Origin of the sequence: Coleofasciculus sp., assembly GCF_046565525.1 — a bacterium.
Taxonomy (GTDB): Bacteria; Cyanobacteriota; Cyanobacteriia; order Cyanobacteriales; family Coleofasciculaceae; genus Coleofasciculus.
Genome location: NZ_JBKHUP010000008.1, coordinates 20,875 through 45,007 on the forward strand (window position 1 = coordinate 20,875; position 24,133 = coordinate 45,007).

A 24,133-nucleotide genomic window follows, 5' to 3' on the forward strand; every position below is an offset into this window, starting at 1 on the left:
AAAATTTACAGTCAACTTAAAAGCTATTCCTAATTTTAGGGAAAATTTATAGCATTAACTAAGTGCGTTTTTCAAGCATATCAGCTAAAAGTGCAAACATAGTAATTTGGGTGGCAGCAATCAAAAGAATGAGTGTCCTTTCTGTAAGATTTTCGCGAACAAAAATATCTTGAATAAAGGTAAAAAAGAACCCCAGCCAAAATAATCCTGCGATAGGAATAAACACTCTTAAAGGAGCAAAGTAAACTCCCGTTCGCAGAATTAATTGAATAAAACGCAAGGTATCGCGTATTGGCTTAATCTTGCTTTTACCCTGACGATGATAAAAGTTAATGGGTTCGTAATGTACGATATAGTTATTCGCTAGCATGGCTACTGTAATGGTGGTCGTGAAGCTAAATGTGTCTGGCAGTATCTTCAGAAAGCGTTTGACCACACTCTTGTGAAAAACTCGCAGTCCACTGTTGAGATCGGGAATTCGACTATTTGTGATCCATTCAGCAAAGCGAATGAGAAACCATTTCGGTATTTTCCGCAGATTTGAATAGTGAACCTGAGGACCAATCCTCGCTCCCACAACCATATCGGCATTTTGGGTTAAAGCAACCAGATGGGGAATGATTTCGTTGGGATAGGTGCCGTCAGCATCGGTAATCACAATTAAGGGATACTTAGCTTGTCGAATTCCTGTCTTTAGCGCCGCACCATATCCCCGATTCCGGCGGTGTTCAATGACTCTAACATTAAAGCAGGAGCGCAGCAGTTCACCCGTTCCGTCTGTCGAACCATCATTAACAGCGATAATCTCATACTCGCCGTTAATAGATTTCAGAGTGTTCTGGAGATGATCGATGGTGAGGGTAATGCCTTTTTCTTCGTTGTAAACGGGAAGGATGAGGGAAAATGGCGGACAGTTTGCCGCTAAACCATTACGGCTAGAGGATAATTTTTGGTTGACTTGGCTACTTTCGTGCATGATAAATAAGCCTGGGAGTAAAAATCCCGTCTAGTGTTTTCAAAATTTATCATGACTTCTTGTATTTAGGGTTCGGCTACCTCTTTTTGACCTGATCACTCCCAAATCGGCTGCATTTATTCTCATAAATATGAGTTAAGCTGAAGGGTGGAGTCTGGTATAAGTGTGAGCATCGACGGTGATTTCTCAGGATTTTCTCAAAACCATTGCTACTGAACGGGGTCTATCCAAGTCTGAATTAGAGGTTTTGTCCTTGGCGATGGAGGGTCATGGAACGGCTGCGATCGCGTCTCATCTTCAGATTAGTGGAGATGCTGTGCGTAAGCGGCTTAGCGAAGTCTACCAAAAGTTTAAAATTCCGGGTAGAGGTCCAGTTAAACTGACCAAATTGCAACAAATCCTGGTTAACCGCTATCAAGAGTATCTCCAGCAGCAAAAGGATACCCCAAACCGTCCCCCTGTTTCCCAGAGTCCCCCTACCTCACCCCAGCCGCAAAATCGCCGAGATTGGGGTGAAGCACCGGATGTTTCCGTATTCTACGGGCGTAGCGATGAACTGAAAACCCTGGAACGCTGGATTATTCAGGAAGGCTGTCGCTTGGTGGCGCTGTTGGGGATGAGTGGTATTGGTAAAACGGCGTTATCGGTGAAGCTGGCGAAACAGCTACAGGATAAATTTAAGGTTGTCAGGTGGCGATCGCTACGTCAAGCGCCTTCTGTGTCTGATCTTCTCGCCGCCTTAATTCAAGACTTATCCCAGCAACCGGAAACGGTAATCCCTAAAACCCCTGATCAGCGCATCTCCTGGCTGATTGACTATTTCCGACAACACCGTTGTTTAGTCATTTTAGATGGTGTGGAATCGATTTTACAAAGTGGGGAATTAGCCGGGATTTACCGAGAAAGCTATGAAGGGTATGGTGATTTTTTTCGACGTTTAGGACAAGAACCCCATCAAAGCTGTGTACTAATCACGTCTCAGGAGAAACTGAATGAAATTTCGTTATTGGAAGGTGAAACCTCACCGGTTCGTTCATTTAAGTTAGAAGGCTTGGGAGACGCATCCCGATTCATTTTAAAAGAAAAAGGATTATCCGGCGAGAAAAAATGGCAACCGTTAATTCAAGGCTATCGCGGTAATCCGTTTATGCTCAAGCTGGTGGCGACGACGATTAAGGAAGTTTTTGATGGTGACGTGACGGATTTTTTATCAACGACGTTGTTTACCCACGATATTAGTGATTTCATTGAGGAAATTTTAGACCGCTTATCGGAATTAGAAGAAAGAGTATTGGTTTATCTTGCTCATCAAAAAGAGGCGATTTCGTTTAAAGCATTGCAACAGCAGTTTAGCGACACATCGCCCCAGGAAGTGATTCGGGCGCTGGGTTCCCTGAGTCAGCGATCGCTAGTGGAGAAGTCGGAGGGTCGATTCATTTTACCACCAGCCGTTCGGGAAGTGACACTGCAATTAATGACTCCGTTGGAGGAGTAAAGCCACGGCGATTGAAATCGCTGCTACACAAACAAAGTCCGCCTACGCGGACTGACTTATAGCTGGGGTGGGAAACTTGGATTTAGTATAATTACTGCTGCAAATCTTGTAAATTAATTTCAACTAGATTTTTCCGTTCTCTAACATTTTTAATAGCTCCTAAAAGCCTAGTTTTGTTGGCTTCTGATTTTAAAAGATACTCAGTTTCATCAAATTCTGACACAATAATTTCAATCTCTTTATCTCCAAATTTTGTTTTTATTTCTTCCAGGAAATTACGATCGATTTCGTTTGCTTTTAAACGATAAATGGTTGACATTGTTGTTTCCTATTTGTAGTTTTGACAATTATAAAGTACGGAGGTGTCCACAATTGATGAACGCCGACTACTCTGGCAAATCTGGTTCAACGCCTAACTCTTTGAGTCTAGCTCGTAATTCTGTTACCTGCTGTTGTGCTAATTCCCTCTGCTGTCGTTCTATCTCCGCTTGTTTTTGGGCAGCTTCAGCTTGTTTCTGGGCAATTTCTGCCCTCTCTTCTGGTGTGGCGACGAGTTGACCCTCTAGGCTGAAAAAACGCAGTTTTGACTCATAAACTCCCAAAAACAATTTCAACTGACGACTCCATAACCACCCTTGATTAGTGGGTTCTATCGGTTGGTACTCACCCGCCATAAGCAGAAACCCCTGAAACTCCAACGTGTCTGGATGAAACCAAAAATATTCGGGGGTGCGGAAGGTATCTTGGTAAAGTTTTTTCTTAAAGTCTTTATCAATTTTGGTGGTGCTATCAGAAAGCAGTTCCACAATTACATTTGGATATTTACCCTGTTCTGCCCATAATATCCAGCTTTTGCGGGGTCGATTTTCTGTGCCTAACACAACAAAAAAATCGGGTCCTCTAAAGTCGCGCGTGGTGATGTGTTCTGGGCTAAAGTAAATGGTAAGATTGCCTGTAGCATAGAAGTCCGTGCGTTCTCGCCACCACCACTTGAGGCAAGCCAGCAGGAGTTCTATTTGATCTCGATGTAAATCACTTTCCAAGGGAGGTTCATCACTCAACAAATCAGATGGAGGAATAATAATATCCTCTGTGTCGTTAAAGGAAGTAATTTGATCTGTTGGTTGTGAATCCTTGGCGAGGGTCATCGGGAGAGACGATAAACGGCTATCTTTAGTTTACAGATTCGCTTATGAGCGGATAGCGCCTTGCTGCCAAATCCGTTTTTGTAATCTTACCCTTTCTGCTTCCCTTGTGCCCTGTGCCTTAGAGAGTGGTATGCAACCGGACATGATAAGCTGCTATGCAGCTAAATCCAATAATTTAGCTCCTGAAACCCTTTGATAGCTTAGATTGCCTTATCAAATTAAATGCATTACAGCTTATCAGGGATTGGGTAGGGGATATCTACCTCATCCTTAAGAGTTATTTTAAGATTAAAATAAACAGATTATGGCAAGTCTGAGGAAAGTTTCTCTATGCGTTTTGCTTCAAACTCTACGCCCTTAACTCGCCAACACTGGTGGCTTGTCATTGTCTTATCTGGATTCGCCCTAATTTTAGCTCATGGAGTGGCACTTCTCTATCAGGTGCAACCGGGAATATCGCTATGGTTTTTCCCATCCGGAGTCGCGATCGCACTGACGCTCTGTTTTGAATGGATAGGACTTATCTTAACCGGCATCACCTCACTTGTCATCGCCCCGTTTTGGGGAAGTGGTGACTGGACAGGTTGGCTCAGAATCACTGATATAATAATTCCACTGATAACTTGGCTTCTTTATCGCCGACTTTGGCAGGGTTCGCTGTCACTCAAACGTTTCGCTGATGCCGTTGTCTTTATTTCTGCTACTCTCGCCGCCTGCACGACTTCCGCCACGGTTCACAGTCTAGGGTTGCTAGCTTGGGGTAAAATACCGCCGTCTACTCTACTACAGAACTTATCCTACAACTGGTTAGGGCAGGCAATGGGTATCCTCGCCGTAGCGCCAACTGCTCTTTTAATTCTCACCCGATTCTGGCAAAATCGAGGTTGGCTTCCTAACTCAGACCAAAAAAGTTCCTCTGTCTGGAGTCTCTGGCTGCATCAATGGCTGGAAATCTTGGCACTGGGGTGCTTAAGTATCGGTATCGCTACCCTCACCGTTTGGGCAACCTTTGATTCCGGCTTGACATTCGAGCGATTATTGTTTATTGGTTTTCTACCGATTCTCTGGGCAGCTATCCGCTTTGGTGCGATGGGTGGGATGCTCTTGGTTAGCTTTTCTATCGCGGTGACAGGGCTAGACTACCTAATTTTTTATCCTAGCGCCCTCTCCCTGTCCCCATTGCCCATTTCCGCAGACATTTTATCTTTGCACCAACTGAGTCTGCTGACGCAAGGTATTGTCAGTTTACTCCTGGGAGCGGCGATCGCACAACCCGAAACCGTTACCGCAAAACCTGCGGCATATAGCGACTATCCCACTCGCGCTCAACTCAATGCTTTATTAACCAAAGCCTATACTCGCTTACAAGAATTTAACCAAAAATTGCGGCAGAGTGAAGAACGATTTCGCACCTCTGTGGAAAGTATGCTGGATTGTTTTGGTATTTATACCGCAATCCGCGATGAATCGGGTGAGATTGTGGATTTTCGCATCGATTATGTTAATGCCGCCGCTTGCCGTGATAACTTTTTAAGCAAACAGCAAATTGGGCAATCGTTATGCCAACTCTTGCCCGCTCATCGGGAAACTGGGCTATTTGCCGAATACTCTCAAGTCGTGGAAACAGGTGAACCCTTAATTAAAGAATCCCTGATTTACGAAGATAATTTTGCTCAGCAACGCCTGCGTCGCGCTTATGATATCCGGGCGACGAAGTTAGGAGATGGCTTTATTGCCACTTGGCGGGATATCACAGAAGGTAAGCAGGTTGAAGCCGAACGGCAACACTTGGCACATCAGGTGCAGCAGCAGGTGGGACTGTTGCAGGGTATTCTTAGCGCCTCTGTGGATCAAATTTACCTCTATGACCGTCACGGCAAATACCTCTACGTCAGTGTATCAGCCGCCAAAGCCTTAGGACGACAGCCCAGTGACATGGTGGGTAAAACCTGGCAAGAGTTGGGTTTACCTGCAACCGTGATGGAATCCTATGATGCTCAACGCCAAGTGGTATTTGAAACCGGGCAAAGCCTGACTGATGAAATCAACTTCCCGACGGTGCAGGGAATCAGACAGTATGAGTACATTCTCTCACCCGTTGCCAATGCTGAGGGTACGATTGAGACAGTGGTGGCTACAGTTAGAGATATTACAGACCGCAAGCAAGCCGAAGTCCAACTCCAAGAACGGGAGGAATTATTCCGTACCTCAGTTGAGACAATGTTGGACTGTTTTGGCATTTACTCCGCCATACGCGATGAATCGGGTGAGGTTATTGATTTTCGCATCGACTATGTTAATGCGGCTGCCTGTAAAAACAACAGTTTAAACCAAAACCAGCAAATTGGTAGGGGACTGTGTGAAATCCTACCCGCCCATCAAGAAACGGGGCTATTTGCGGACTACTGTCAGGTTGTGGAAACTCGACAACCGTTAGTGAAAGAATCGGTTGCGTATGAAGATAACTATGGTCAACAGCGCCTGAGTCGAGTCTTTGATATTTGCATTGCCCCCTTTCGCGATGGGTTTATTGCCACTTGGAGAGATGTGACGGAACGCCAGCAAACCCAAGCTGAACTTTATCGTCGCCAACAGGAATTCCAAGCCCTGGTGGAAAATTCTCCGGATATTATTTGCCGATTTGATCAAGACTTAAGTTTTATGTATGTCAACCCAGCCATAGAAGCGGTAACGGGATTGTCACGCCAAAGTTTTCTGGGCAAAACTTATCAGGAATTAGGCATCCCAGAACCCATAAGTACCCACGGGCAAACCACGCTGCGTGAAATATTTGCCACGGGACAAGAGCAAATTCCGGAGTTCAATTTCCTCACCCCCGATAATACAACTCGATACTATCAAGCCCGGATGGTGCCGGAATTGGCGGAAGATGGCATCGTTGAATCAATCTTGGCTATTGCCCGGGATATCACTGATATTAAACTTGCAGAAGCAGAACGCAATCAGCTACTGGTGCGGGAACAGGAAGCCCGTTCGGTGGCAGAAGCGGCGAGTCGAACTAAGGATGAGTTTTTAGCTATAGTATCCCATGAATTGCGATCGCCTTTGAACGCAATTTTGGGTTGGGCGCAGTTACTTCGCATCCGCCAGTTGGATGCACAAAAGACAAATCGCGCCCTTGAGACGATTGAACGCAACGCCCAAGCCCAAGCCCAACTGATTGACGATTTACTGGATATTTCGCGGATTATTCGCGGTCAAATTCGCCTGAATATCTGTCCCACGAATCTGGTTGGTGTGATTGAAGCGGCGCTAGATACGGTGCGTCCCACGGCGACGGATAAACAGATTCAAATGGACTCCCGGCTTAATGCTTCTGGGGGTTGGGTTTCGGGTGACCCCAACCGCTTACAGCAAGTGATTTGGAACCTACTCTCAAATGCGGTCAAGTTTACCCCAGAAGGGGGACGAGTTGAGATTCATTTAGAACCAGTGGATCAATTTGCTCAAATCCGGGTCAAGGATACGGGTAAAGGAATTAATCCAGAGTTTTTGCCTCATATCTTTGAAAGCTTCCGCCAAGCCGATAGCACCACAGCCAGAAAACAAACCGGCTTAGGATTAGGATTAGCGATCGCGCAAAATCTGGTGAAACTGCAAGGTGGTACGATTCACGCTGAAAGCCCCGGAGAAGGACAAGGGGCGACGTTTATTGTCAAGTTACCTCTTTTGGATGATGACAACAAAAAAATGAATGCTCACGATGGAATTGATTCATCCTTGAACTTTGACGCCTCACTCCTAAGTCGGATACGAGTCTTAGTCGTCGATGATGATGCAGATACCCGTGAATTCTTGATCGCCCTTCTGGAACAGTACGGGGCAATGGTAACTGCAACAGCATCCGCAACTGAAGCGCTGGAACGGCTACAACAAATGAAATATGATCTGCTACTGAGTGACATTGGTATGCCCGGTGAAAATGGTTACAGGCTGATTCGCCAGATCAGGGCGTTACCGTTAGCCCAAGGGGGACAGATGCAGGCGGTGGCTGTCACCGCTTATGCTAGAGAAGAAGACCGTATGCAAGCCCTATCAGCAGGCTTCCAGATGCACATCTCTAAGCCGATTGAACCGAGGCAATTACTCAAGGTCATTGTCCGGCTAGCTGGAAGAACTGCCAGCACGCGAGATTTCCTCAATTGATTTGATGAACACTACGATCACTTATGGTACAGCATAAGCCCCACCAAAAAACCGATAATTAAGCCTGATGTATGACCCGTGAAACTTACCTGAGGAATTGATAGGTCAAAGACGACTTGAAAGGCAATAATAAATAAAATAAACCGCAAACGACGAGAGGCTAAACGCGATTTTTCGCGCCGCCATCCCTGAAGTAAAATAGCCGCCGTTGCGCCCACAATTCCCATCACTGATCCGGATGCCCCAACCACAAATTGCGCCTCAGAGTATCCAAAATGAGTGGCTAGAGATACCACCACCATCGAACCTATACCACTAATCAAGTAGAGCAGCAAATATCGCCACCCAGAGAGGGCATATTCGACAAAGGGTCCAAGGATATAAAGACCCAGCATATTCATTAATAGATGCGTAAATCCAAAGTGCAAAAATGTTGATGTCAATAATCGCCACCAAGCACCGTCGAGAACTTCCTGTGGCACTAATGCTCCGAGAGCATATAAAACCTGCTGATTTTCACTTCCGCCCAAGTGAATTTCCAATCCAAACACGATCAGGTTTAATCCAATAATTCCCCAAGTCGTATACGCTCTAGAACCCAGAAACCGTTCTCTAGAACCGTATCGCACCTGATGTTGAAGATTGAGTGTAAGTTGCGCTAAAATCTGCCGAGAATGTTGAGTTAAAACAGCATCAGGGTTGACAGGTGATTGGGATAAACGAGCTTGGATAGCATGGCGGTAGAGTCCAGTATGGCGGTTAGAAATAGCCCACAGTTGCTGACGCGCCCCCTCTACCTCTCCCGCCGCCCAATCCGTCGTAGCCAGCCAAAATCGGCGAATGTAATTTGGATAAAATGCTAAGGGTCCAGTGAGCAATTGTGCGACTTGGGCTTTTTGACCGCAAAAGGCAAAGGCAAATAAATAAGCTTGACTCTGATTGATGCCGCGATCGCTTTGTTCTAAGATAGGTTCAAACCGTTCGATTTGTGCGAGCAAGCCATTTATGTCCCCCATTTCTGCCAACGCTCGCAGGTAGTACAGGATTAGACTGGGATCATGTTCTAGGGCGCTCTGTGATACGTTGGTTTCAATCCACTCCCGCAACTCTTGCCAACGCGCCTCCATTTTGTAGAGGGTGGCGATGGTGTGTCGCACCAGAGGACGATTGGTGGTTTTGTCGCGATTGATAATCGCCGTGGCTTCAGTGGTTGAACCTTGCTTGAGTTGTTCCAGCGTGTCCAACAATTCAGAAAATTGACGCCAATTCTGGGCGGGGTGCAGCCAGCAGAGGAGTTTACCCAGTCGGCTAGCCAAGCCAAAGCGTTCCTGATATGCCAATTGATTCATGAGTCTAAACCCTAGAATCGGCATTAAAATCAACAACCCCCATAATCCCCCGCCAATCCAACCTGCATTCTCTGGAGTGAGGACATACAAGACAGCAGTTGTGGCTAACACCAAACCGGAAACAATCATCCAGCTATGGATGTAGGGGGCTGAATCTGAAATCCTAGCACGGCGCATTCCGACGATAATGTTCAGAATGCAAGAGGTGCAGACAATCCAGAGGAGTAACTGATTAATATCCATTTCTGGCGATTTGCGATCAGGCGGGGAGGAGTAGGCGACGTTCACCTTTTCCAGGATACGTGACGCTCCTACGCTGACCTGAGTACAGGTACAGCGTAGGCTTCTCAGACACCTCGAAGGGTGTGGAGAACTTCCTTGGAGGTACTATCAGTAATAGAACCAACTATTACGATGCCACCTTTGCGGCGTTTTATGCTGGGGAACACGTCCAGCCCCAGCCTCTTAATGTTGATAGCTGCATTAATGTCTCTATCAACCAAGAGCTTCTCAATATCATCCCAGTATTCTCGTACACTGCAATCCGTAAACACAAATTCATCACGGTACGAGAGTAACAGGGAACTATATGCAGGATTCTTTGCAACCACTTTGGCTCCAGCTTTTCCAGCTATGTGACCCAGGATTTCAAAGAATTGTCCAAATGCTGCATCAGCCCACGACAAGTTTAGTCCAGATTTAGCTGATTGCCCATTTTTGGTGTACGCCCCTGTTTCATCTTGTTTAGGAGCGTTGCGACGGACAAGACCTTTCAAGTTAAGGTCTTCATGGAAAAATACTTTCTTGCCAGTCCTCACTAATTTGTGGGCAGTTTTGTACTGGAAATCCTTCCTTGCCCTAGCTATCTTTTGATGTTGCCTTCCTTCTCTTATAGCTAGCCTACGTCTAGAAGCAGAACCTTTCTTTCTCAAGTTCTTTTTATTAGATATTTGGGCTAACTTCTCTAGACTGTTGCGTAGAACCTTAAGTGAAGGAAGTTTGGTATTCTCCGATGTTGCCAGGTAATCATCTTCATGGAGAACAGCATCTAAACCCATTGAATTATCCCAGTTGGGAATAAACTCATCATGGGTTATAGTGGGAACAGTTATATCTTCGAGACGGAGATTGACAAACCAGCCATCATTTTTCTTGATAAACTGCAACTGTTTAAGAACAGCGCCATCTCGAATGTGACGGTGTGACCGAATCTTGATTAAACCAATCTTGGGGACTTTGATGTAGAGGTACTTGCCGCCAACAGAACATGAATGTAGTTCTAGTCCAGCCCCTTCAATTACAAATGAACGGAATCTGGATTCGGATTTAAAGCGAGGTTTTCCACTTCGCTTTCCCGTCGAGTCACCAGCAATAAATCGCTCAAACGCTTTATCAACGCGCTGGCAAACTTCCTGTAGCGTATTTGCTGGAACTCTTGAAAAATCTAGTATTTGCCCAGACCATTGCACTACAATGGGTTGCTTTTTGAGTTCTGGCAATTGTTTCTTCTGATTGTAATAGTTTGGCTTTTCCCTCAATTCGGGTAAGTGCGTTACCAGAGGGCAAGCATCAACGGGAGAGCGATTACACTCCCACCAGTCGAACCTGTCGCCTAGTTGTCGGTTATACCAATACTGGCAAGTCCGAAGCCAGAGATTTAACTCTAGTTTCTGTGACGTTCTTGGAAGTGCCTTGTACTGGTAGGTATATTTCATGCCATTATTGTACAGGGAATTCATTTACTTGGACTTTGGCAAAACTCACGGAATCTGTTAACTTTCGTCTCACCCTACAATAAAAGCAAGTTTGGCGGCGATATTGTGAAATGTCAGCCCGAACACAAAACGATGTGTTTAGGGATTACATAAGGACAAAGCCCAAGAAAATGTCAAAGAAAGGGGTGTCGAACCCCCTCCTTTGACCCGCATTCCTCAAGGGCACTGAGGCTTCCCTTGATTAGAGTGGAATCCCATTTCAATGTCCGCCTTCTTCTTTTCTTGAGATAGCTACTAACTCCTTTCTTGTTTGTCACTCTATAGCTAATTTATTTTTTTGAAAAGAGTTTTGCCGTATCTTTACGGAATCTTTATATCGAAAGCCTTTGTCTTCATCAATGCTTCATAAATCAGATGTTAAACTAGGTATATTTGCCTAGTTTAATAGTCTTGGTCAAAGTCCTTGATTGGGGTTGGGTTAACGGAAAAATCACTATTGTTTAGAGCATCTTGGGAGTGGAAGCTGAGTGTGGGGCGTGGGTTTAGTGTAAACCTATATATCGAAACTATATATTATAGGACTTACGCTTTCTTGACGGCACAGGCGCTACCTGTAGGGGCTCTTTCATTGCCGTGTCCCTACCATAAATGGCGTTTGTGCGTAAGTCCTGTATTAGTTATAACTGTTGGCAAAACCCAGAAATTAACGATGACTCAACCGAAAATCGCTCCCTACGGTTCCTGGAACTCTCCGATCGCAGCCGAACTCATTGTGGCTGGTACGATTGGCTTAGGTAGTATTACCCTAGATGGTACGGATACCTACTGGATAGAAGCACGACCCATGGAAGCGGGACGTAATGTGATTGTACGCCGTCAGGTGAATGGCGCGATCGCAGATATTACCCCCTCGGCTTTTAATGTGCGTACTCGCGTTCACGAATATGGGGGTGGTGCTTACGCGGTTAAAGATGGCATTATTTATTTTGCTAATTATAAAGATCAGCGCCTTTACCAGCACACAAGTGATGCAGAACCCCAACCCATCACCCCAGAGTCAGCAGGAACTCTGCGCTATGCTGATATGGTGATTGACTCCCAGCGACAACGGCTGATTTGTGTGCGCGAAGATCACAGCAGTGAGGGTGCACAACCCGTTAACACGTTAGTCAGTATTCCTTTAAATAATAGTGACGCTATCCAAATTATCGCTACAGGAAATGACTTCTACGCCTCACCCCGCTTAAGTCCGGATGGTTCTCAGTTAGCCTGGTTGAGTTGGAATCATCCCAATATGCCATGGGATGGGACACAATTGTGGGTGGCGCCGATTCAAGCAGATGGATTATTAGGTGAAGCCAAATGTATTGCAGGTGGAGTTGAGGAGTCAATCTTTCAACCGGAATGGTCACCCGATGGCACATTATACTTCGTTTGTGATCGGACAGGGTGGTGGAATCTTTATCGCTGGAATCAGAACCAGGTAGAATCACTTTGGGAAATGGAGGCTGAGTTTGGTCTTCCCCAGTGGGTGTTTGGTATGTCTACTTATGGCATCTCATCGCGCGATCGCCTAATCTGTGCCTATACTGTCCAAGGTCGATGGCGCTTAGGAAGTATTGATCTACAGACGAAACAATTAAACCCGATTGAAACCCCTTATACCAGTATTTCATCGGTGCAAGTGACAGAAAATCGCGTCGTCTTTATTGGCGGTTCTGCAACTGAACCCACCGCCGTGGTACAACTAGACGTAGCCAGCCAACAGATAGAGGTTCTGCGTCAATCGACAACATTAGACATAGATAAAGGATACCTCTCCATACCCGAGGCGATCGCCTTTCCCACCGAAAACGGTCAAACGGCTTACGGCTTCTTCTATCCCCCTCAAAACCAAGAATATCAAGCACCCGAAACCGAGAAACCTCCCCTGATTGTCAAAAGTCACGGTGGACCGACTGCATCTACATCCAGTACCTTTAATCTAAAAATCCAATATTGGACAAGTCGCGGCTTTGCCTTCTTAGATGTTAACTATGGTGGAAGTACAGGGTATGGACGCGAATACCGCCAACGCCTCCAGAATCAATGGGGAATAGTCGATGTCGATGACTGCGCCAATGGTGCAAAGTACCTCGCTGAACAAGGATTCGTCGATAGAGAACGTTTAGCGATCGCAGGGGGTAGCGCTGGGGGTTATACTACATTAGCCGCTCTTACCTTCCGGGATATCTTTAAAGCCGGGGCGAGTTATTACGGCGTCAGCGACTTAGAAACCTTAGCCACCGATACCCACAAATTTGAATCTCGTTACCTGGATGGGTTAATTGGTGCCTATCCTGAACGCAAAGACTTGTACAAAGCGCGATCGCCTATTCATTTTACCGACCAACTGTCCTGTCCGGTGATTTTCTTCCAAGGGTTAGAAGATAAAGTGGTTCCCCCCAACCAAGCCGAGACGATGGTAGAGGCGTTAAAAGCCAAGGGATTACCCGTAGCTTATGTCACCTACCCAGAAGAACAGCATGGATTCCGAAGGGCACAAAACATCAAGCGCACCTTGGAAGCCGAGTTATACTTTTATTCGCGGATATTCGGTTTTGAGTTAGCCCAACCCATTGAACCCGTCGAGATCGACAATTTTTAACTCCCATCAAGGGTTGTAGAGACGTTGCATGCAACGTCTCTACACAGTGGGATTATTTATAGGCTTGACTATTGCTATTCATACCTCGTAGGGGAAGTTGCTACCCTAGAAACATTAAGACTTAACACTCTATCCCAGAGGTCTAGCCATGAGCAACCGGGAAACCCGAGAACTTGTCCATCAAGAAACCAAAGCACTTGCCCGTGAAGTCAAAACCCAGGCTACCATTTTAGGCGGACTTGTCGCCGTGATGTGGGGTTTAGAACTCATTGATTTAATCATTTTCCAAGGCGCACTGAACCGCTATGGTATTTTCCCCCGTCAAATTATCGGGTTAAGGGGTATACTATTTGCTCCGTTTCTCCATGGTGGTTTAGGTCACCTAATTGCCAATACTATCCCCTTTCTCACTCTAGGCTGGTTTGTCATGTTACAAGAAACCAGCGACTTTTTTATTGTTACCGCCATCACCATGGTTGTCAGTGGTTTAGGGGTTTGGCTAATCGGTTCTTCTGGTGTTCACATTGGCGCTAGCGGTCTAGTTTTTGGCTATCTTGGTTTTCTGCTGTTGCGTGGCTATTTTCAACGCAATGTTCCCTCTATTTTACTCTCACTTATCGTGGGATTTCTCTATGGAGGAGCAATTTGGGGTATTTTACCAACGGTTCCCGGTGTATCCTGGGAAGGGCATTTATTTGGCTTTATTGGTGGAATTATTGCCGCACGCCTGTTGTCTCAGCGCAAGAGATGAGGGATGGGGAAGTAGAGACGCGCCATGGCGCGTCTGGGAGATGGGGAGATGGGGAAGATGGGGAAGATGGGGGAATTAATTCAAAATTGGATCAGGGCGGGTTTAGTTACATTTGGGTTAAGTAAGAAACGATAATAGTGAAACCCGCCCCTACACACCGCCACCGAATGACGTGAAGGGTCAATACGTTTCCAATTATTAATGGCAAAACAAAAATTTCCTTATCTGGTGGGTTCCAAATGGACAGCGACTCAACAAACCTGGGGTTGGCGACATTTTCAAGTGGTCAACCGCAAAAATCAGGGTCAATGGGTTTTTGCTGAAATGGTGGCTTCTTGTGACCCTACTGTTCGCTTTTGGCTTAATGCTCAACAGTTTAAAGACCGTTCTCTGTGGAAACCAGGTTGGCAGTCTTTACAAGAAATGAAGGAACTGGCAGAGGATGAACTATGATAGAATATCATGTCCGCCGAAACAGTTATCATTTCCTTTTAACGGACAACAATAGCTCCTTCCCTTGAAGACCAAACTGTAAAGAGTGAACTACCTATAAAAATACCCTTTCTCAGGTGATTTATCATGAAAATTAATTCGTCAAAGTGGTTTGTTGCCCTAGTTTTTGTTATTTTTCCTTTGAATTGCGCGGCTTCTAGCACGGGTAGAATCTGCCAATATGATCCTGAGTCTGGTCAACCTAATCCTTTGGGAATGAGGGCATATATTACCATTACAGAAGACGAGGGAAGTACAATTGTTACCTATGAACAGTTTCCCTCAAATGTTGCTGAAAATATTTCCCTGACAACGAAACGAGAACTCACGTTTCATGATACCCCCTTGGACACAGCACGGGTGGTTCTCCTGCAAAACAAGAATTACTATTCTGAGTTAGTTGGCTATGATGACCCCGAAGGATTTGCACCCGTTAATGAAGTATTAACCTGTGAGTCAAAGTGATGGGATCTTATAAAGACATTTGGGAGCAGATGCATTCGTAGGGGCTCTCGCTTATGCGCCCAAATGTCTCGGTTTTATGCCAATATTCCAGCGCATAAGCTTCGCCAAATCCCCAAGATGCATTCGTAGGGGCTCTCGCTTATGCGCCCAAATGTCTCGGTTTTATACCAATATTCCAGCGCATAAGCTTCGCCAAATCCCCATGGATAAGCAGGGGTTTCTACCAGGATTTACCGGAAAAGAATGAGATGAAACGGTTATTAATTACAGGTATTAGTGGCTTTTTGGGGTGGCATATTTGCCAATTGTCTAAAGGCGAATGGAATGTTTATGGAACTTGCTTTTCTAAGTTGATTAATAGTCCAGGTATAAACACAATAAAGGTTGATTTAACCAATTTCCCGGAACTAAAACAACTTTTTCAAGACATTAAACCTGACGCCGTTATTCATACCGCTGCTCAATCCAATCCTAATTTTTGCCAGATGCATCCCCAGGAGACAGAAGTGATAAATGTTATAGCATCTGGTAATATCGCGGGACTTTGTGCGGATTATGGCATTCCTTGTGTATTTACATCTACTGACTTGGTATTCAATGGTTTAAACCCACCCTATCCGGAAACTGCTCCGGTTTCGCCAATTAGTTATTATGGAGAACAAAAAGTTAGGGCTGAGAATATAATGTTAACCCGTTATCCTCGGACAGCAATTTGTAGAATGCCTTTAATGTTTGGTCAGGCGACACCAACAGCGACTAGCTTTATCCAGCCATTTATTGACATTTTACAATCGGGAGGGGAGTTAAAATTATTTGTTGATGAATTTCGCACGCCTGTGAGTGGAACCACCGCCGCTAAAGGGATATTATTAGCCCTCGATAACATTCAAGGCTACCTACATCTGGGTGGAAGGGAACGGATATCACGCTATGACTTTGGTCGTCTCTTGGTTGATGTGTTAAAATTACCTAAAACCGGATTAAACTATTGTAAACAAGCCGAGGTAAAAATGGCAGCGCCAAGACCTCCAGATGTTTCTTTGGATAGTTCCAAGGCGTTTGCATTAGGATATAATCCTTTATCCTTGCCAGAAGAATTAGAGGCATTGCGGGGGAGGTTGTAGAGACGTAGCATGCTACGTCTCTACAGGGTTCAAATAGATAGATATTAGGGGCGCAAGATTTGCGCCCTTGGCGATGCACCACATAAAACCCGGAAATTACTTTCCTATAGATTAGGATTACTAGTTGACTTTATTCTTCTTTCTCGAATTCTCTTGCTTGAGTACGAATCCAAAGCCTAATGCGGCGGCTGAACCAAGGAGTGTCAGGGGTTCAGGAACAGAAGGAACTTTAGTTAGTTGGTAGGAGACAGAGCCAGTTAAATTTCCATTTGCCAAAGTGGCTTGTCCACTTGCCATATCACCAATGTCCTGGGGCAGTGGCAGTATGTTAAACAGAGTGAGACTCTGAGAAGACGTACTGAAAAGAATATTGGTTTGGGAGCCATCAGTGACAAATTGCCCTTGATTAAATTTGATATTCCCCAACTTTAGAGCAACTGATTCAATTGCATCCATTGAATCGTTCGTGGTGAAGGAACCTGCAGCTGCATTTATTGTTGTTGAACCACCCAGTATGTCTGAATTAACTGGGATATCATGGATGTCTACACTAAATCTCATTGAAGCGGCTGTAGCGGGTGATACATTAGCTAGGCTGACGGTAGCAGCAGTAGTAGCAACCGTCAAGGCAGCAAGTGAGGTAAATTTCATAAATTTTGTCATGGAATCGCACTGTATGAAGTAGGACAGTTGTCACTCTTAATTAAACGACTGCTAGATAGATATAACATCTATCTTCAGGAGTAGAGCAACTTAGTTATTGTATTGACTTATATTGGGTGAGTCAATCTAATTTGTTAGGTTTTCCTGAAAATAATAATAATTGTTACAAAACAATCGAATTATTGAGATCTTGCCGGGGGAGAATCTCCCGTACCTCGTGGGATTATAAAAAAAATATTATTAAGTGTTATTCTGTAGGGTATAAGGGTTTTAGATTAAGAAAACCTAAGGACAAAACTTTCTTTTTGCCCAGAAGAATAAAGATTGAACAAGGTTTAAGTTATTGACAGTTTGATGTCAGGTGCATAATTTCTACGGGGAGTCGCAAAATAATTTTTGCCATACGAGACAAACCAAATTTAATTTTAAGCGATCGCGGCAACTCTTGCCAGGAAACCGGGACAAAGCCAAAGCGCCTGTAGAACTGGGCTAAGCGTGTCCCCAAGCATTCCAGATAAAGGGGAAAGCTGGCTTGGGCAATCAGATGATGCATCAGCAGGGTTGCCAAACCGCGATCGCGCCACTCTGGGGCGACAACCAAACTGCCCAACTCTTGAGCGTCAGCAAACTGGCGTAACTGTCCACAAGCCACCACCTGTCCCTGACATTCAATCACCCAGAATTGCTGCCATCGTAACTGCGTCGGATCAAGTTTTGCCCCCAGTACCAATCGGAAAATCGCGCCCCGATCCCCAGAATAGGCGCGTCGGAGGACACAGTTGGCGGGTAGAGTTGGCTGACTCGTATGCATGTAGGATGATTTAATAGGGTGAGATCGCTGAGTTTAATGGTTCGAGAGTACCCGAAACCTGATACATTTACCGAGTATCGGCAAGCACAATTTATGGATCGACTATGAAAGTCTTGGTTATTGGTGGCGATGGTTATTGTGGGTGGGCAACCGCCCTGCATCTATCCAACAAAGGATATGACGTCGGGATTATAGATAGCCTGGTGCGCCGTCATTGGGATATGACACTGGGTGTAGAAACACTGACGCCAATTGCACCGATTCAGCAACGCCTCCAGCGTTGGCAGGATCTGACGGGAAAATCCATTGACTTGTTCGTGGGTGATATTACCGACTACGATTTCCTGATTAAATCCCTGCATCAGTTTGAACCCGAGGCAATCGTTCACTTTGGTGAACAACGATCTGCCCCATTTTCCATGATTGACCGGGAACATGCGGTACTGACTCAGGTAAATAATGTCGTAGGGACGCTGAATATTCTGTACGCCATGCGACAAGACTTCCCCGATTGCCATTTGGTCAAACTGGGGACGATGGGTGAATATGGAACGCCGAATATCGATATCGAAGAAGGCTATATCACCATCGAGCATAATGGACGCAAAGACACCTTACCCTATCCCAAGCAACCCGGTAGCTTCTACCACCTCAGCAAAGTCCACGACAGCCATAATATCCACTTTGCTTGCAAAATTTGGGGGTTACGGGCAACAGATCTCAATCAAGGCGTCGTCTATGGTGTCTTAACCGAAGAAACGGGTATGGATGAGATGCTGATAAACCGCCTCGACTACGATGGCGTTTTCGGTACCGCCTTAAACCGTTTCTGTATCCAGGCGGCGATCGGTCATCCCTTGACAGTATACGGTAAAGGGGGTCAGACGCGGGGCTTTTTAGATATTCGGGATACGGTTCGCTGTGTCGAACTCGCGATCGCAAATCCGGCTGATCCCGGTCAATTCCGTGTATTCAACCAGTTCACGGAAATGTTCAGTGTGGGCGACTTAGCCGTGATGGTGAAAAATGCTGGAACCCATTTAGATATCGATGTGGATATTCAGCACCTCGATAACCCACGGGTTGAGTTAGAACAGCACTATTTCTACGCCAAAAATACTTGCCTGTTAAGTTTAGGACTCCAACCCCACTACCTATCTGATTCCCTGATCGATTCCTTACTTAACTTTGCCAGCAAGTACAAGCACCGTGTAGATGAAAAACAAATCTTACCCAAGGTGTCTTGGCGGCGATAAATCTCTAGACTATCGGTCCAGAATTCAGGATTACGCTAGGGAAGAAATAAAACGTCAATGGGAAAAAATAGGAGTTTCGGTGGTTTATGTTCCCGTTTTTTCAACCCAACTTAGTCTAGAACCGCCCACGATGATAACTGAACCGATGGTTTCGGTAAGAGGAACTAGAAAATCTCAGTTTCCTCTTACCCCATCCCATTTGTGATGGGAAATACTTATTACCAAACGTTGTCTCAATCTCCATCCTCGACAATGCGTGACTTATCCATTGCCCAAGCCGCAGAAAACAGACATCGAATCAATTGTTTGGCTGAAGTTGTGGGCGTTTTATTAGGGGGAATCATCGCGGCTATCGGCATTCATGGACTCTGTACCTTACCGCAAAAACACAATGAACGCTCTTAGTCCTTATAGCTGTCGCCATAAAGATTAAGACAGATATAATGGCTGAAACGACCCAATACCAGTAAGAATCCTTCTGCCTTTTGCAATAACACTCCGCACACGGTCACACGATTATGCGAATTGCCTTATTCACTGAAACCTTTTTGCCAAAAGTTGATGGAATTGTCACTCGACTGCGGCACACGGTTGACCATTTACAACGCAATGGTGACGATGTTCTGGTTATTTGTCCCGATGGTGGACTCACTGAACACAAAGGTGCCAGAATTTATGGCGTTTCGGGTTTCCCATTACCTCTATATCCAGAACTGAAACTGGCATTACCTCGACCCGCGATTGGCATGGCTTTAGCCGAATTTAAGCCAGATGTGATTCATGTGGTGAATCCGGCGGTATTAGGGTTAGGGGGACTGTATTATGCTAGGGTGATGCAAATTCCTTTAGTCGCGTCCTATCACACCCATTTACCCCAATATCTTCAGCATTATGGGTTAGGGATGTTAGAACCAGTGATGTGGGAATTAATTAAAGCCAATCACAACCAAGCCCAGCTTAATTTATGTACCTCGACGGCGATGGTTGAGGAATTGAGAGGGCGCGGGATTCAACGATTGGATTTGTGGCAACGGGGTGTGGATACCGAGACATTCCATCCTAGTTTGGCATCTGAAAAGATGCGATCGCACTTGTCCCAAGGACACCCGGAAAGTCCCTTGTTGCTTTATGTTGGGCGTTTATCGGCAGAAAAGGAAATTGACCGGATTAAACCGGTTCTCGAATCCATCCCCGGTGCGCGTTTGGCGTTAGTGGGAGATGGACCCCATCGCAGCGCCTTAGAAAAACATTTTGCCGGAACCCCAACCCATTTTGTTGGTTATCTTACAGGTGAACCTTTAGGTTCTGCCTTTGCGTCGGCGGATGCGTTTATTTTCCCCTCCCGTACCGAAACCTTGGGATTAGTCTTGCTAGAAGCGATGGCGGCGGGGTGTCCGGTAGTGGCGGCGCGTTCGGGTGGGATTCCTGATATCGTCACTGATGGGGTCAACGGCTACTTATTTGATCCGCAAAATGAACAAGGCGCGATCGCGGCGACTCAACGTCTATTCCAGGAACAAACCGAACGGGAAACCTTACGCCAAAACGCCAGGGCGGAAGCCGAACGCTGGAGTTGGTCAGCCGCAACCCGTCAGTTACAACAGTATTATCAAGGCGTGGTTTTGTCGCGATCGCTCTTAACGGCGGCTTAATTAGGGCGTGGTTTTGTCGTACCTCTACCGCATCAGAGTGCCATGTCCCTAAACTGTGGTAGGGGCACGGCATTGCCGTGCCCTCTTATATCTGTGCAAATATTATTATTCTCTAATGTTGAGAATTATTTAAGGGCGAATCCGAAGGCTCAGCCAGCAAGAATCCCTCTGGACATCGGGTGAAGACCCAAGGATGAGACAATAGAGGCAACAGGTAAGAGGAAATGACAAAGGACAAAGCATAAATGACAAATAACAACTCAGGCAGATAAATTTGTCTAAAATTGAGATTGGTCTAAACTAACGGAAAAAGGAAGCGTTTTTCAATTTTCACCGATATCGCTGTGCTTATTTGTTTTACCCAGACTGCATTCCTCAACCCGACGTGCATGAGAGCACGTCTGACAGCCAGAGCCAAAAGTAGCTGTTGAACAGCGAATACTATGACACTGTCTAATGCCGGTAGCGTTCTTGCTACATTGACTCAGTTAACCCAACTCAATCGCACTAGCGTCCTAACTCATCGAGTTAAAGACCTCTCCCTTCCCGAATTTATCTGCTTACTGGACTTCATCACCGCTGAATTTCAGCAATTTCTGCGAGCGCTGGAAATGATTAACCATGAAGCGCTCGAAACCATGCTGGAACAGGTGATGGAGGCATTTACTCTAAAAATTGGTCAACTCCTGCAAGCTGAGCGTACAACTATCTTCCTGGTTGATGGTGACAAAGACCAGCTTTGGGCAAAAATTCCCTCTGGTGAGGACAACGCCGCCAAAGAAGTTCGCATTCCCCTGACGGTGGGTTTAGCGGGTCATGTGGCGACGACGGGTGAATCGCTCAATATCACCGAAGCCTATAACCACCCCTTGTTTAATCCGGAAGTTGACGAGTCTCCCGGCTATCATACCGATTCCCTCTTGTGTATGCCCATTGTCAGCAGCAATAAAAAGATTGTCGCTGTAGTACAGCTATTGAATAAAGCTGGGGGTGTACCGTTTGACGAAGAAGATGAACAGCGCTTCCGTGACTTTGCCGCCTCTATTGGCATTATCCTGGAAACTTGCCAATCATTCTACATGGCAGCCCGGAACCAACGCGGCGCCGCTGCACTCCTAAAAGCAACCCAGTACCTAGGTCAAAGTTTAGACCTAGAAGCCACACTGCGTCTAGTCATGGATCAAGCGCGGGAGTTAATGCAAGCAGACCGCTCTACGTTATTTATGCTAAGTAAAGATACTGGGGAACTGTGGAGTAAAGTCGCGACGGCTGATGGCAACAAGATGATGGAAATTCGTATCCCAGCCAATCGGGGGATTGCGGGTTACGTGGCGTCTACGGGTCAACCGTTGAATATTGCCGATGCGTATAAAGATCCTCGGTTTGATCCGACTACAGACAGAAAAACAGGCTATGTGACTCGCAATCTTCTCTGTATGCCCGTCTTTAACTCGGTTGGGGATTTAATTGGTGTAACTCAACTGATTAATAAGCATCAAGGTAGCTTCAGCACCTCCGATGAAGAGTTTATGCGGGCATTTAATATTCAAGCCGGCATTGCCCTGGAAAATGCCAAACTGTTTGAGAATGTTCTGATCGAAAAGCAATATCAAAAAGACATCCTGCAAAGCCTTTCTGATGCGGTTATCTCTACCGATATGCAGGGACGAATCGTGACCATTAATGATGCAGCGCTAGGATTACTGGGGTGTCCCTTACAACAAGCCGATAATCGCAATCGTCATTTGTGGGAAGAGAAACTCACGGGTCGCTATGTCTGGGAGGTTGTGCCCATTGAATATCTCCAAGTCCGGTTACAAGACAGCCTAACTACGGGTGCGAAGCATTACCTCCCCGAACAAAATTTAACCGTCGGTCTTTTCCAATGTCCACTGGAAGAGATAGAAAAACCCAATACTCCCCCCTATTGCCAATCGAATGATGATACTCATCTTTATCTCCTCGCTATTCCCAAAAGCGATAACCCTAGAATCTATAGTCTCTGGAATGAAGCTCCCAGTCTTGTTCCTACCTCATCCTATCTATCTTCATCCTATCTATCTAAAGAGCAAGTCCAACCCATAGAACGGAGTATTAATTTGACGGTCAATCCGTTAACGAATCCCCAAGGAACAGTGCGAGGGGGTTTAGTTGTATTAGAAGACATTAGTCGAGAAAAGCGGCTGAAAACAACGATGTATCGCTACATGACGCCAGAGGTAGCGGATGAAGTCTTGGCGTTAGGTGAAGATGCACTGATGCAGGGGAGTAAAAAAGATGTCACCATTTTATTTTCAGATATTCGGGGGTATACAACTTTAACCGAAAACTTGGGAGCGTCGGAAGTTGTTTCACTGCTGAATAAATACTTTGAAACAATGGTCGAATCGGTCTTTGAGCATAAAGGGACTTTAGATAAATTTATTGGTGATGCGCTAATGGCAGTTTTTGGCGCTCCCTTGGCGTTAAAAGAAAATCATGGCTGGATGGCGGTTCAGTCGGCTTTAGATATGCGCTGGCGCTTAGCCAAGTTTAATGAACCTCGGATGAAAAATCGCCAACCTTTAATTCATATTGGGATTGGAATTAGTTCAGGAGAAGTGGTTTCGGGTAATATTGGTTCCCACAAACGCATGGACTATACGGTTATCGGAGATGGCGTGAATCTCAGCGCCCGCCTGGAAAGTATTACTAAAGAGTACGGCTGCGATATTATCATTAGTGAATATACGTATAACCTCTGTCGCCAAAATGTTTGGGTGCGGGAATTGGATAAAATTCGGGTGAAGGGGAAAAATCAAGCGGTTAGCATTTATCATTTGCTTCAAGATATCGACACGCCTCTCAACGATAAAACTCACAAATTTTTAGACCTGTATGCCAAAGGACGTAAAACCTACATGAATCGCGATTTCTCCAGGGCGATTGTGTATTTTGAACAAGCTTATCAACTTGAACCCAATGATAAGCCGGTTTTGATTCACCTCGAACGGGCTAAACATTATCAGGATAATCCACCTCCTGATTATTGGGATGGTGTGCATACAATGACTAGAAAATAGATATAAAGGGGTTTGGTTACCAAACCCCTACGGCGTCTTAACAAATCGTATTAGCAGGGAAACTTATCAGACCTAAAAGAAATTTTAACCATTGTCCTGTATCAACTTTGACAAATTGCCGTCATAATCAATGGATAGGCAAAGAAATGCCAATGCAACCAACAGGAAAATAAGGATATGGGTATAGCTGACTGTTTAATGATTACACTCTTTAGTGCCATAGTTTGCATCTGCTTACCCAAGATGCTGATGGTGATGAGTTCAACGGTTCGTCGAATCCGTAGCTACCTATTTAGTTTTCCTCAAAAAATAAATCCTATCCAGCCCCGTGCAATTAGACATAAAAATGCATCACAACTT

The 24,133-nt window shown here is 45.4% G+C and carries 18 protein-coding genes; 11 read left to right on the forward strand and 7 right to left on the reverse strand.

Annotated features, from left to right (window positions below; translation table 11 throughout):
- Window positions 1–58 precede the first annotated feature (58 nt).
- Window positions 59–976 (reverse strand): glycosyltransferase family 2 protein, encoded by a 918-nt coding sequence (locus ACLGGO_RS04200; protein ID WP_446418384.1) that lies wholly within the window; start codon window positions 974–976, stop codon window positions 59–61.
- 178 nt (window positions 977–1,154) lie between these two features.
- Here ACLGGO_RS04200 and ACLGGO_RS04205 point away from each other — a divergent pair, with 178 nt between their 5' ends.
- Window positions 1,155–2,471 carry an NB-ARC domain-containing protein gene (locus tag ACLGGO_RS04205; RefSeq protein ID WP_446418385.1) on the forward strand — a complete coding sequence of 439 codons (1,317 nt, stop codon included), beginning with the start codon at window positions 1,155–1,157 and terminating at the stop codon, window positions 2,469–2,471.
- Between the two features lie 91 nt (window positions 2,472–2,562).
- Here ACLGGO_RS04205 and ACLGGO_RS04210 read toward each other — a convergent pair whose 3' ends face one another.
- Together ACLGGO_RS04210 and ACLGGO_RS04215 are read right to left on the reverse strand one after the other, a co-directional pair.
- Complete coding sequence (locus ACLGGO_RS04210; protein WP_446336980.1) at window positions 2,563–2,790, reverse strand: hypothetical protein; 228 nt, start codon at window positions 2,788–2,790, stop codon at window positions 2,563–2,565.
- A gap of 67 nt (window positions 2,791–2,857) precedes the next feature.
- Window positions 2,858–3,619 (reverse strand): Uma2 family endonuclease, encoded by a 762-nt coding sequence (locus tag ACLGGO_RS04215; protein ID WP_446418386.1) that lies wholly within the window; start codon window positions 3,617–3,619, stop codon window positions 2,858–2,860.
- Between the two features lie 330 nt (window positions 3,620–3,949).
- On the opposite strand from ACLGGO_RS04215, the gene ACLGGO_RS04220 reads away from it, so the two are divergent.
- On the forward strand, window positions 3,950–7,786 hold the full coding sequence (locus ACLGGO_RS04220; protein ID WP_446418387.1) for a PAS domain-containing protein: 3,837 nt from the start codon (window positions 3,950–3,952) through the stop codon (window positions 7,784–7,786).
- A gap of 17 nt (window positions 7,787–7,803) precedes the next feature.
- On the opposite strand, the gene ACLGGO_RS04225 is transcribed toward ACLGGO_RS04220, so the two are convergent.
- A complete protein-coding gene (locus tag ACLGGO_RS04225; RefSeq protein ID WP_446418388.1) occupies window positions 7,804–9,423 on the reverse strand; it encodes a rhomboid family intramembrane serine protease in 1,620 nt (539 codons plus the stop codon).
- Between the two features lie 59 nt (window positions 9,424–9,482).
- The gene (locus ACLGGO_RS04230) at window positions 9,483–10,850 is read right to left on the reverse strand and encodes an RNA-guided endonuclease InsQ/TnpB family protein (RefSeq protein WP_446418389.1); all 1,368 of its coding nucleotides are present in this window, start codon (window positions 10,848–10,850) and stop codon (window positions 9,483–9,485) included.
- A gap of 709 nt (window positions 10,851–11,559) precedes the next feature.
- On the opposite strand from ACLGGO_RS04230, the gene ACLGGO_RS04235 reads away from it, so the two are divergent.
- The 5 genes from ACLGGO_RS04235 to ACLGGO_RS04255 all read left to right on the forward strand — a co-directional run bounded on the left by ACLGGO_RS04235 (window position 11,560) and on the right by ACLGGO_RS04255 (window position 16,329).
- A complete protein-coding gene (locus ACLGGO_RS04235) occupies window positions 11,560–13,497 on the forward strand; it encodes a S9 family peptidase (RefSeq protein WP_446418390.1) in 1,938 nt (645 codons plus the stop codon).
- Between the two features lie 148 nt (window positions 13,498–13,645).
- The gene (locus ACLGGO_RS04240; protein ID WP_446418391.1) at window positions 13,646–14,248 is read left to right on the forward strand and encodes a rhomboid family intramembrane serine protease; all 603 of its coding nucleotides are present in this window, start codon (window positions 13,646–13,648) and stop codon (window positions 14,246–14,248) included.
- A 201-nt stretch (window positions 14,249–14,449) separates the two neighbouring features.
- Window positions 14,450–14,701, forward strand: coding sequence for a TIGR02450 family Trp-rich protein (locus ACLGGO_RS04245; protein ID WP_446336974.1), 252 nt, complete (start codon window positions 14,450–14,452; stop codon window positions 14,699–14,701).
- A 126-nt stretch (window positions 14,702–14,827) separates the two neighbouring features.
- Window positions 14,828–15,205, forward strand: a complete 378-nt coding sequence (locus ACLGGO_RS04250) for a hypothetical protein (RefSeq protein WP_446418392.1) — start codon at window positions 14,828–14,830, stop codon at window positions 15,203–15,205.
- Between the two features lie 248 nt (window positions 15,206–15,453).
- A complete protein-coding gene (locus ACLGGO_RS04255; protein WP_446418393.1) occupies window positions 15,454–16,329 on the forward strand; it encodes an SDR family oxidoreductase in 876 nt (291 codons plus the stop codon).
- Window positions 16,330–16,449: 120 nt separating this feature from the next.
- On the opposite strand, the gene ACLGGO_RS04260 is transcribed toward ACLGGO_RS04255, so the two are convergent.
- Together ACLGGO_RS04260 and ACLGGO_RS04265 are read right to left on the reverse strand one after the other, a co-directional pair.
- Entirely contained in the window at window positions 16,450–16,980 is a 531-nt protein-coding gene (locus ACLGGO_RS04260; RefSeq protein ID WP_446418394.1) for a PEP-CTERM sorting domain-containing protein, read from the reverse strand.
- Between the two features lie 352 nt (window positions 16,981–17,332).
- The gene (locus tag ACLGGO_RS04265) at window positions 17,333–17,803 is read right to left on the reverse strand and encodes a GNAT family N-acetyltransferase (RefSeq protein WP_446418395.1); all 471 of its coding nucleotides are present in this window, start codon (window positions 17,801–17,803) and stop codon (window positions 17,333–17,335) included.
- 104 nt (window positions 17,804–17,907) lie between these two features.
- On the opposite strand from ACLGGO_RS04265, the gene ACLGGO_RS04270 reads away from it, so the two are divergent.
- The 4 genes from ACLGGO_RS04270 to ACLGGO_RS04285 all read left to right on the forward strand — a co-directional run bounded on the left by ACLGGO_RS04270 (window position 17,908) and on the right by ACLGGO_RS04285 (window position 23,773).
- The gene (locus ACLGGO_RS04270) at window positions 17,908–19,059 is read left to right on the forward strand and encodes a UDP-sulfoquinovose synthase (protein ID WP_446336970.1); all 1,152 of its coding nucleotides are present in this window, start codon (window positions 17,908–17,910) and stop codon (window positions 19,057–19,059) included.
- A 204-nt stretch (window positions 19,060–19,263) separates the two neighbouring features.
- Complete coding sequence (locus ACLGGO_RS04275; RefSeq protein ID WP_446418396.1) at window positions 19,264–19,464, forward strand: hypothetical protein; 201 nt, start codon at window positions 19,264–19,266, stop codon at window positions 19,462–19,464.
- Window positions 19,465–19,577: 113 nt separating this feature from the next.
- Entirely contained in the window at window positions 19,578–20,711 is a 1,134-nt protein-coding gene (locus ACLGGO_RS04280) for a glycosyltransferase family 4 protein (protein ID WP_446418397.1), read from the forward strand.
- Between the two features lie 443 nt (window positions 20,712–21,154).
- Window positions 21,155–23,773 (forward strand): GAF domain-containing protein, encoded by a 2,619-nt coding sequence (locus ACLGGO_RS04285; protein WP_446336967.1) that lies wholly within the window; start codon window positions 21,155–21,157, stop codon window positions 23,771–23,773.
- The last annotated feature ends 360 nt before the right edge of the window (window positions 23,774–24,133 follow it).

Coding starts and splice junctions, on each gene's coding strand:
- ACLGGO_RS04200 (WP_446418384.1), bottom strand. CDS start 976: ATGCACGAAAGTAGCCAAGTCAACCAAAAATTATCCTCTAGCCGTAAT.
- ACLGGO_RS04210 (WP_446336980.1), bottom strand. CDS start 2,790: ATGTCAACCATTTATCGTTTAAAAGCAAACGAAATCGATCGTAATTTC.
- ACLGGO_RS04215 (WP_446418386.1), bottom strand. CDS start 3,619: ATGACCCTCGCCAAGGATTCACAACCAACAGATCAAATTACTTCCTTT.
- ACLGGO_RS04220 (WP_446418387.1), top strand. CDS start 3,950: ATGCGTTTTGCTTCAAACTCTACGCCCTTAACTCGCCAACACTGGTGG.
- ACLGGO_RS04230 (WP_446418389.1), bottom strand. CDS start 10,850: ATGAAATATACCTACCAGTACAAGGCACTTCCAAGAACGTCACAGAAA.
- ACLGGO_RS04235 (WP_446418390.1), top strand. CDS start 11,560: ATGACTCAACCGAAAATCGCTCCCTACGGTTCCTGGAACTCTCCGATC.
- ACLGGO_RS04240 (WP_446418391.1), top strand. CDS start 13,646: ATGAGCAACCGGGAAACCCGAGAACTTGTCCATCAAGAAACCAAAGCA.
- ACLGGO_RS04245 (WP_446336974.1), top strand. CDS start 14,450: ATGGCAAAACAAAAATTTCCTTATCTGGTGGGTTCCAAATGGACAGCG.
- ACLGGO_RS04250 (WP_446418392.1), top strand. CDS start 14,828: ATGAAAATTAATTCGTCAAAGTGGTTTGTTGCCCTAGTTTTTGTTATT.
- ACLGGO_RS04255 (WP_446418393.1), top strand. CDS start 15,454: ATGAAACGGTTATTAATTACAGGTATTAGTGGCTTTTTGGGGTGGCAT.
- ACLGGO_RS04260 (WP_446418394.1), bottom strand. CDS start 16,980: ATGAAATTTACCTCACTTGCTGCCTTGACGGTTGCTACTACTGCTGCT.
- ACLGGO_RS04265 (WP_446418395.1), bottom strand. CDS start 17,803: ATGCATACGAGTCAGCCAACTCTACCCGCCAACTGTGTCCTCCGACGC.
- ACLGGO_RS04270 (WP_446336970.1), top strand. CDS start 17,908: ATGAAAGTCTTGGTTATTGGTGGCGATGGTTATTGTGGGTGGGCAACC.
- ACLGGO_RS04275 (WP_446418396.1), top strand. CDS start 19,264: ATGGGAAATACTTATTACCAAACGTTGTCTCAATCTCCATCCTCGACA.
- ACLGGO_RS04280 (WP_446418397.1), top strand. CDS start 19,578: ATGCGAATTGCCTTATTCACTGAAACCTTTTTGCCAAAAGTTGATGGA.
- ACLGGO_RS04285 (WP_446336967.1), top strand. CDS start 21,155: ATGACACTGTCTAATGCCGGTAGCGTTCTTGCTACATTGACTCAGTTA.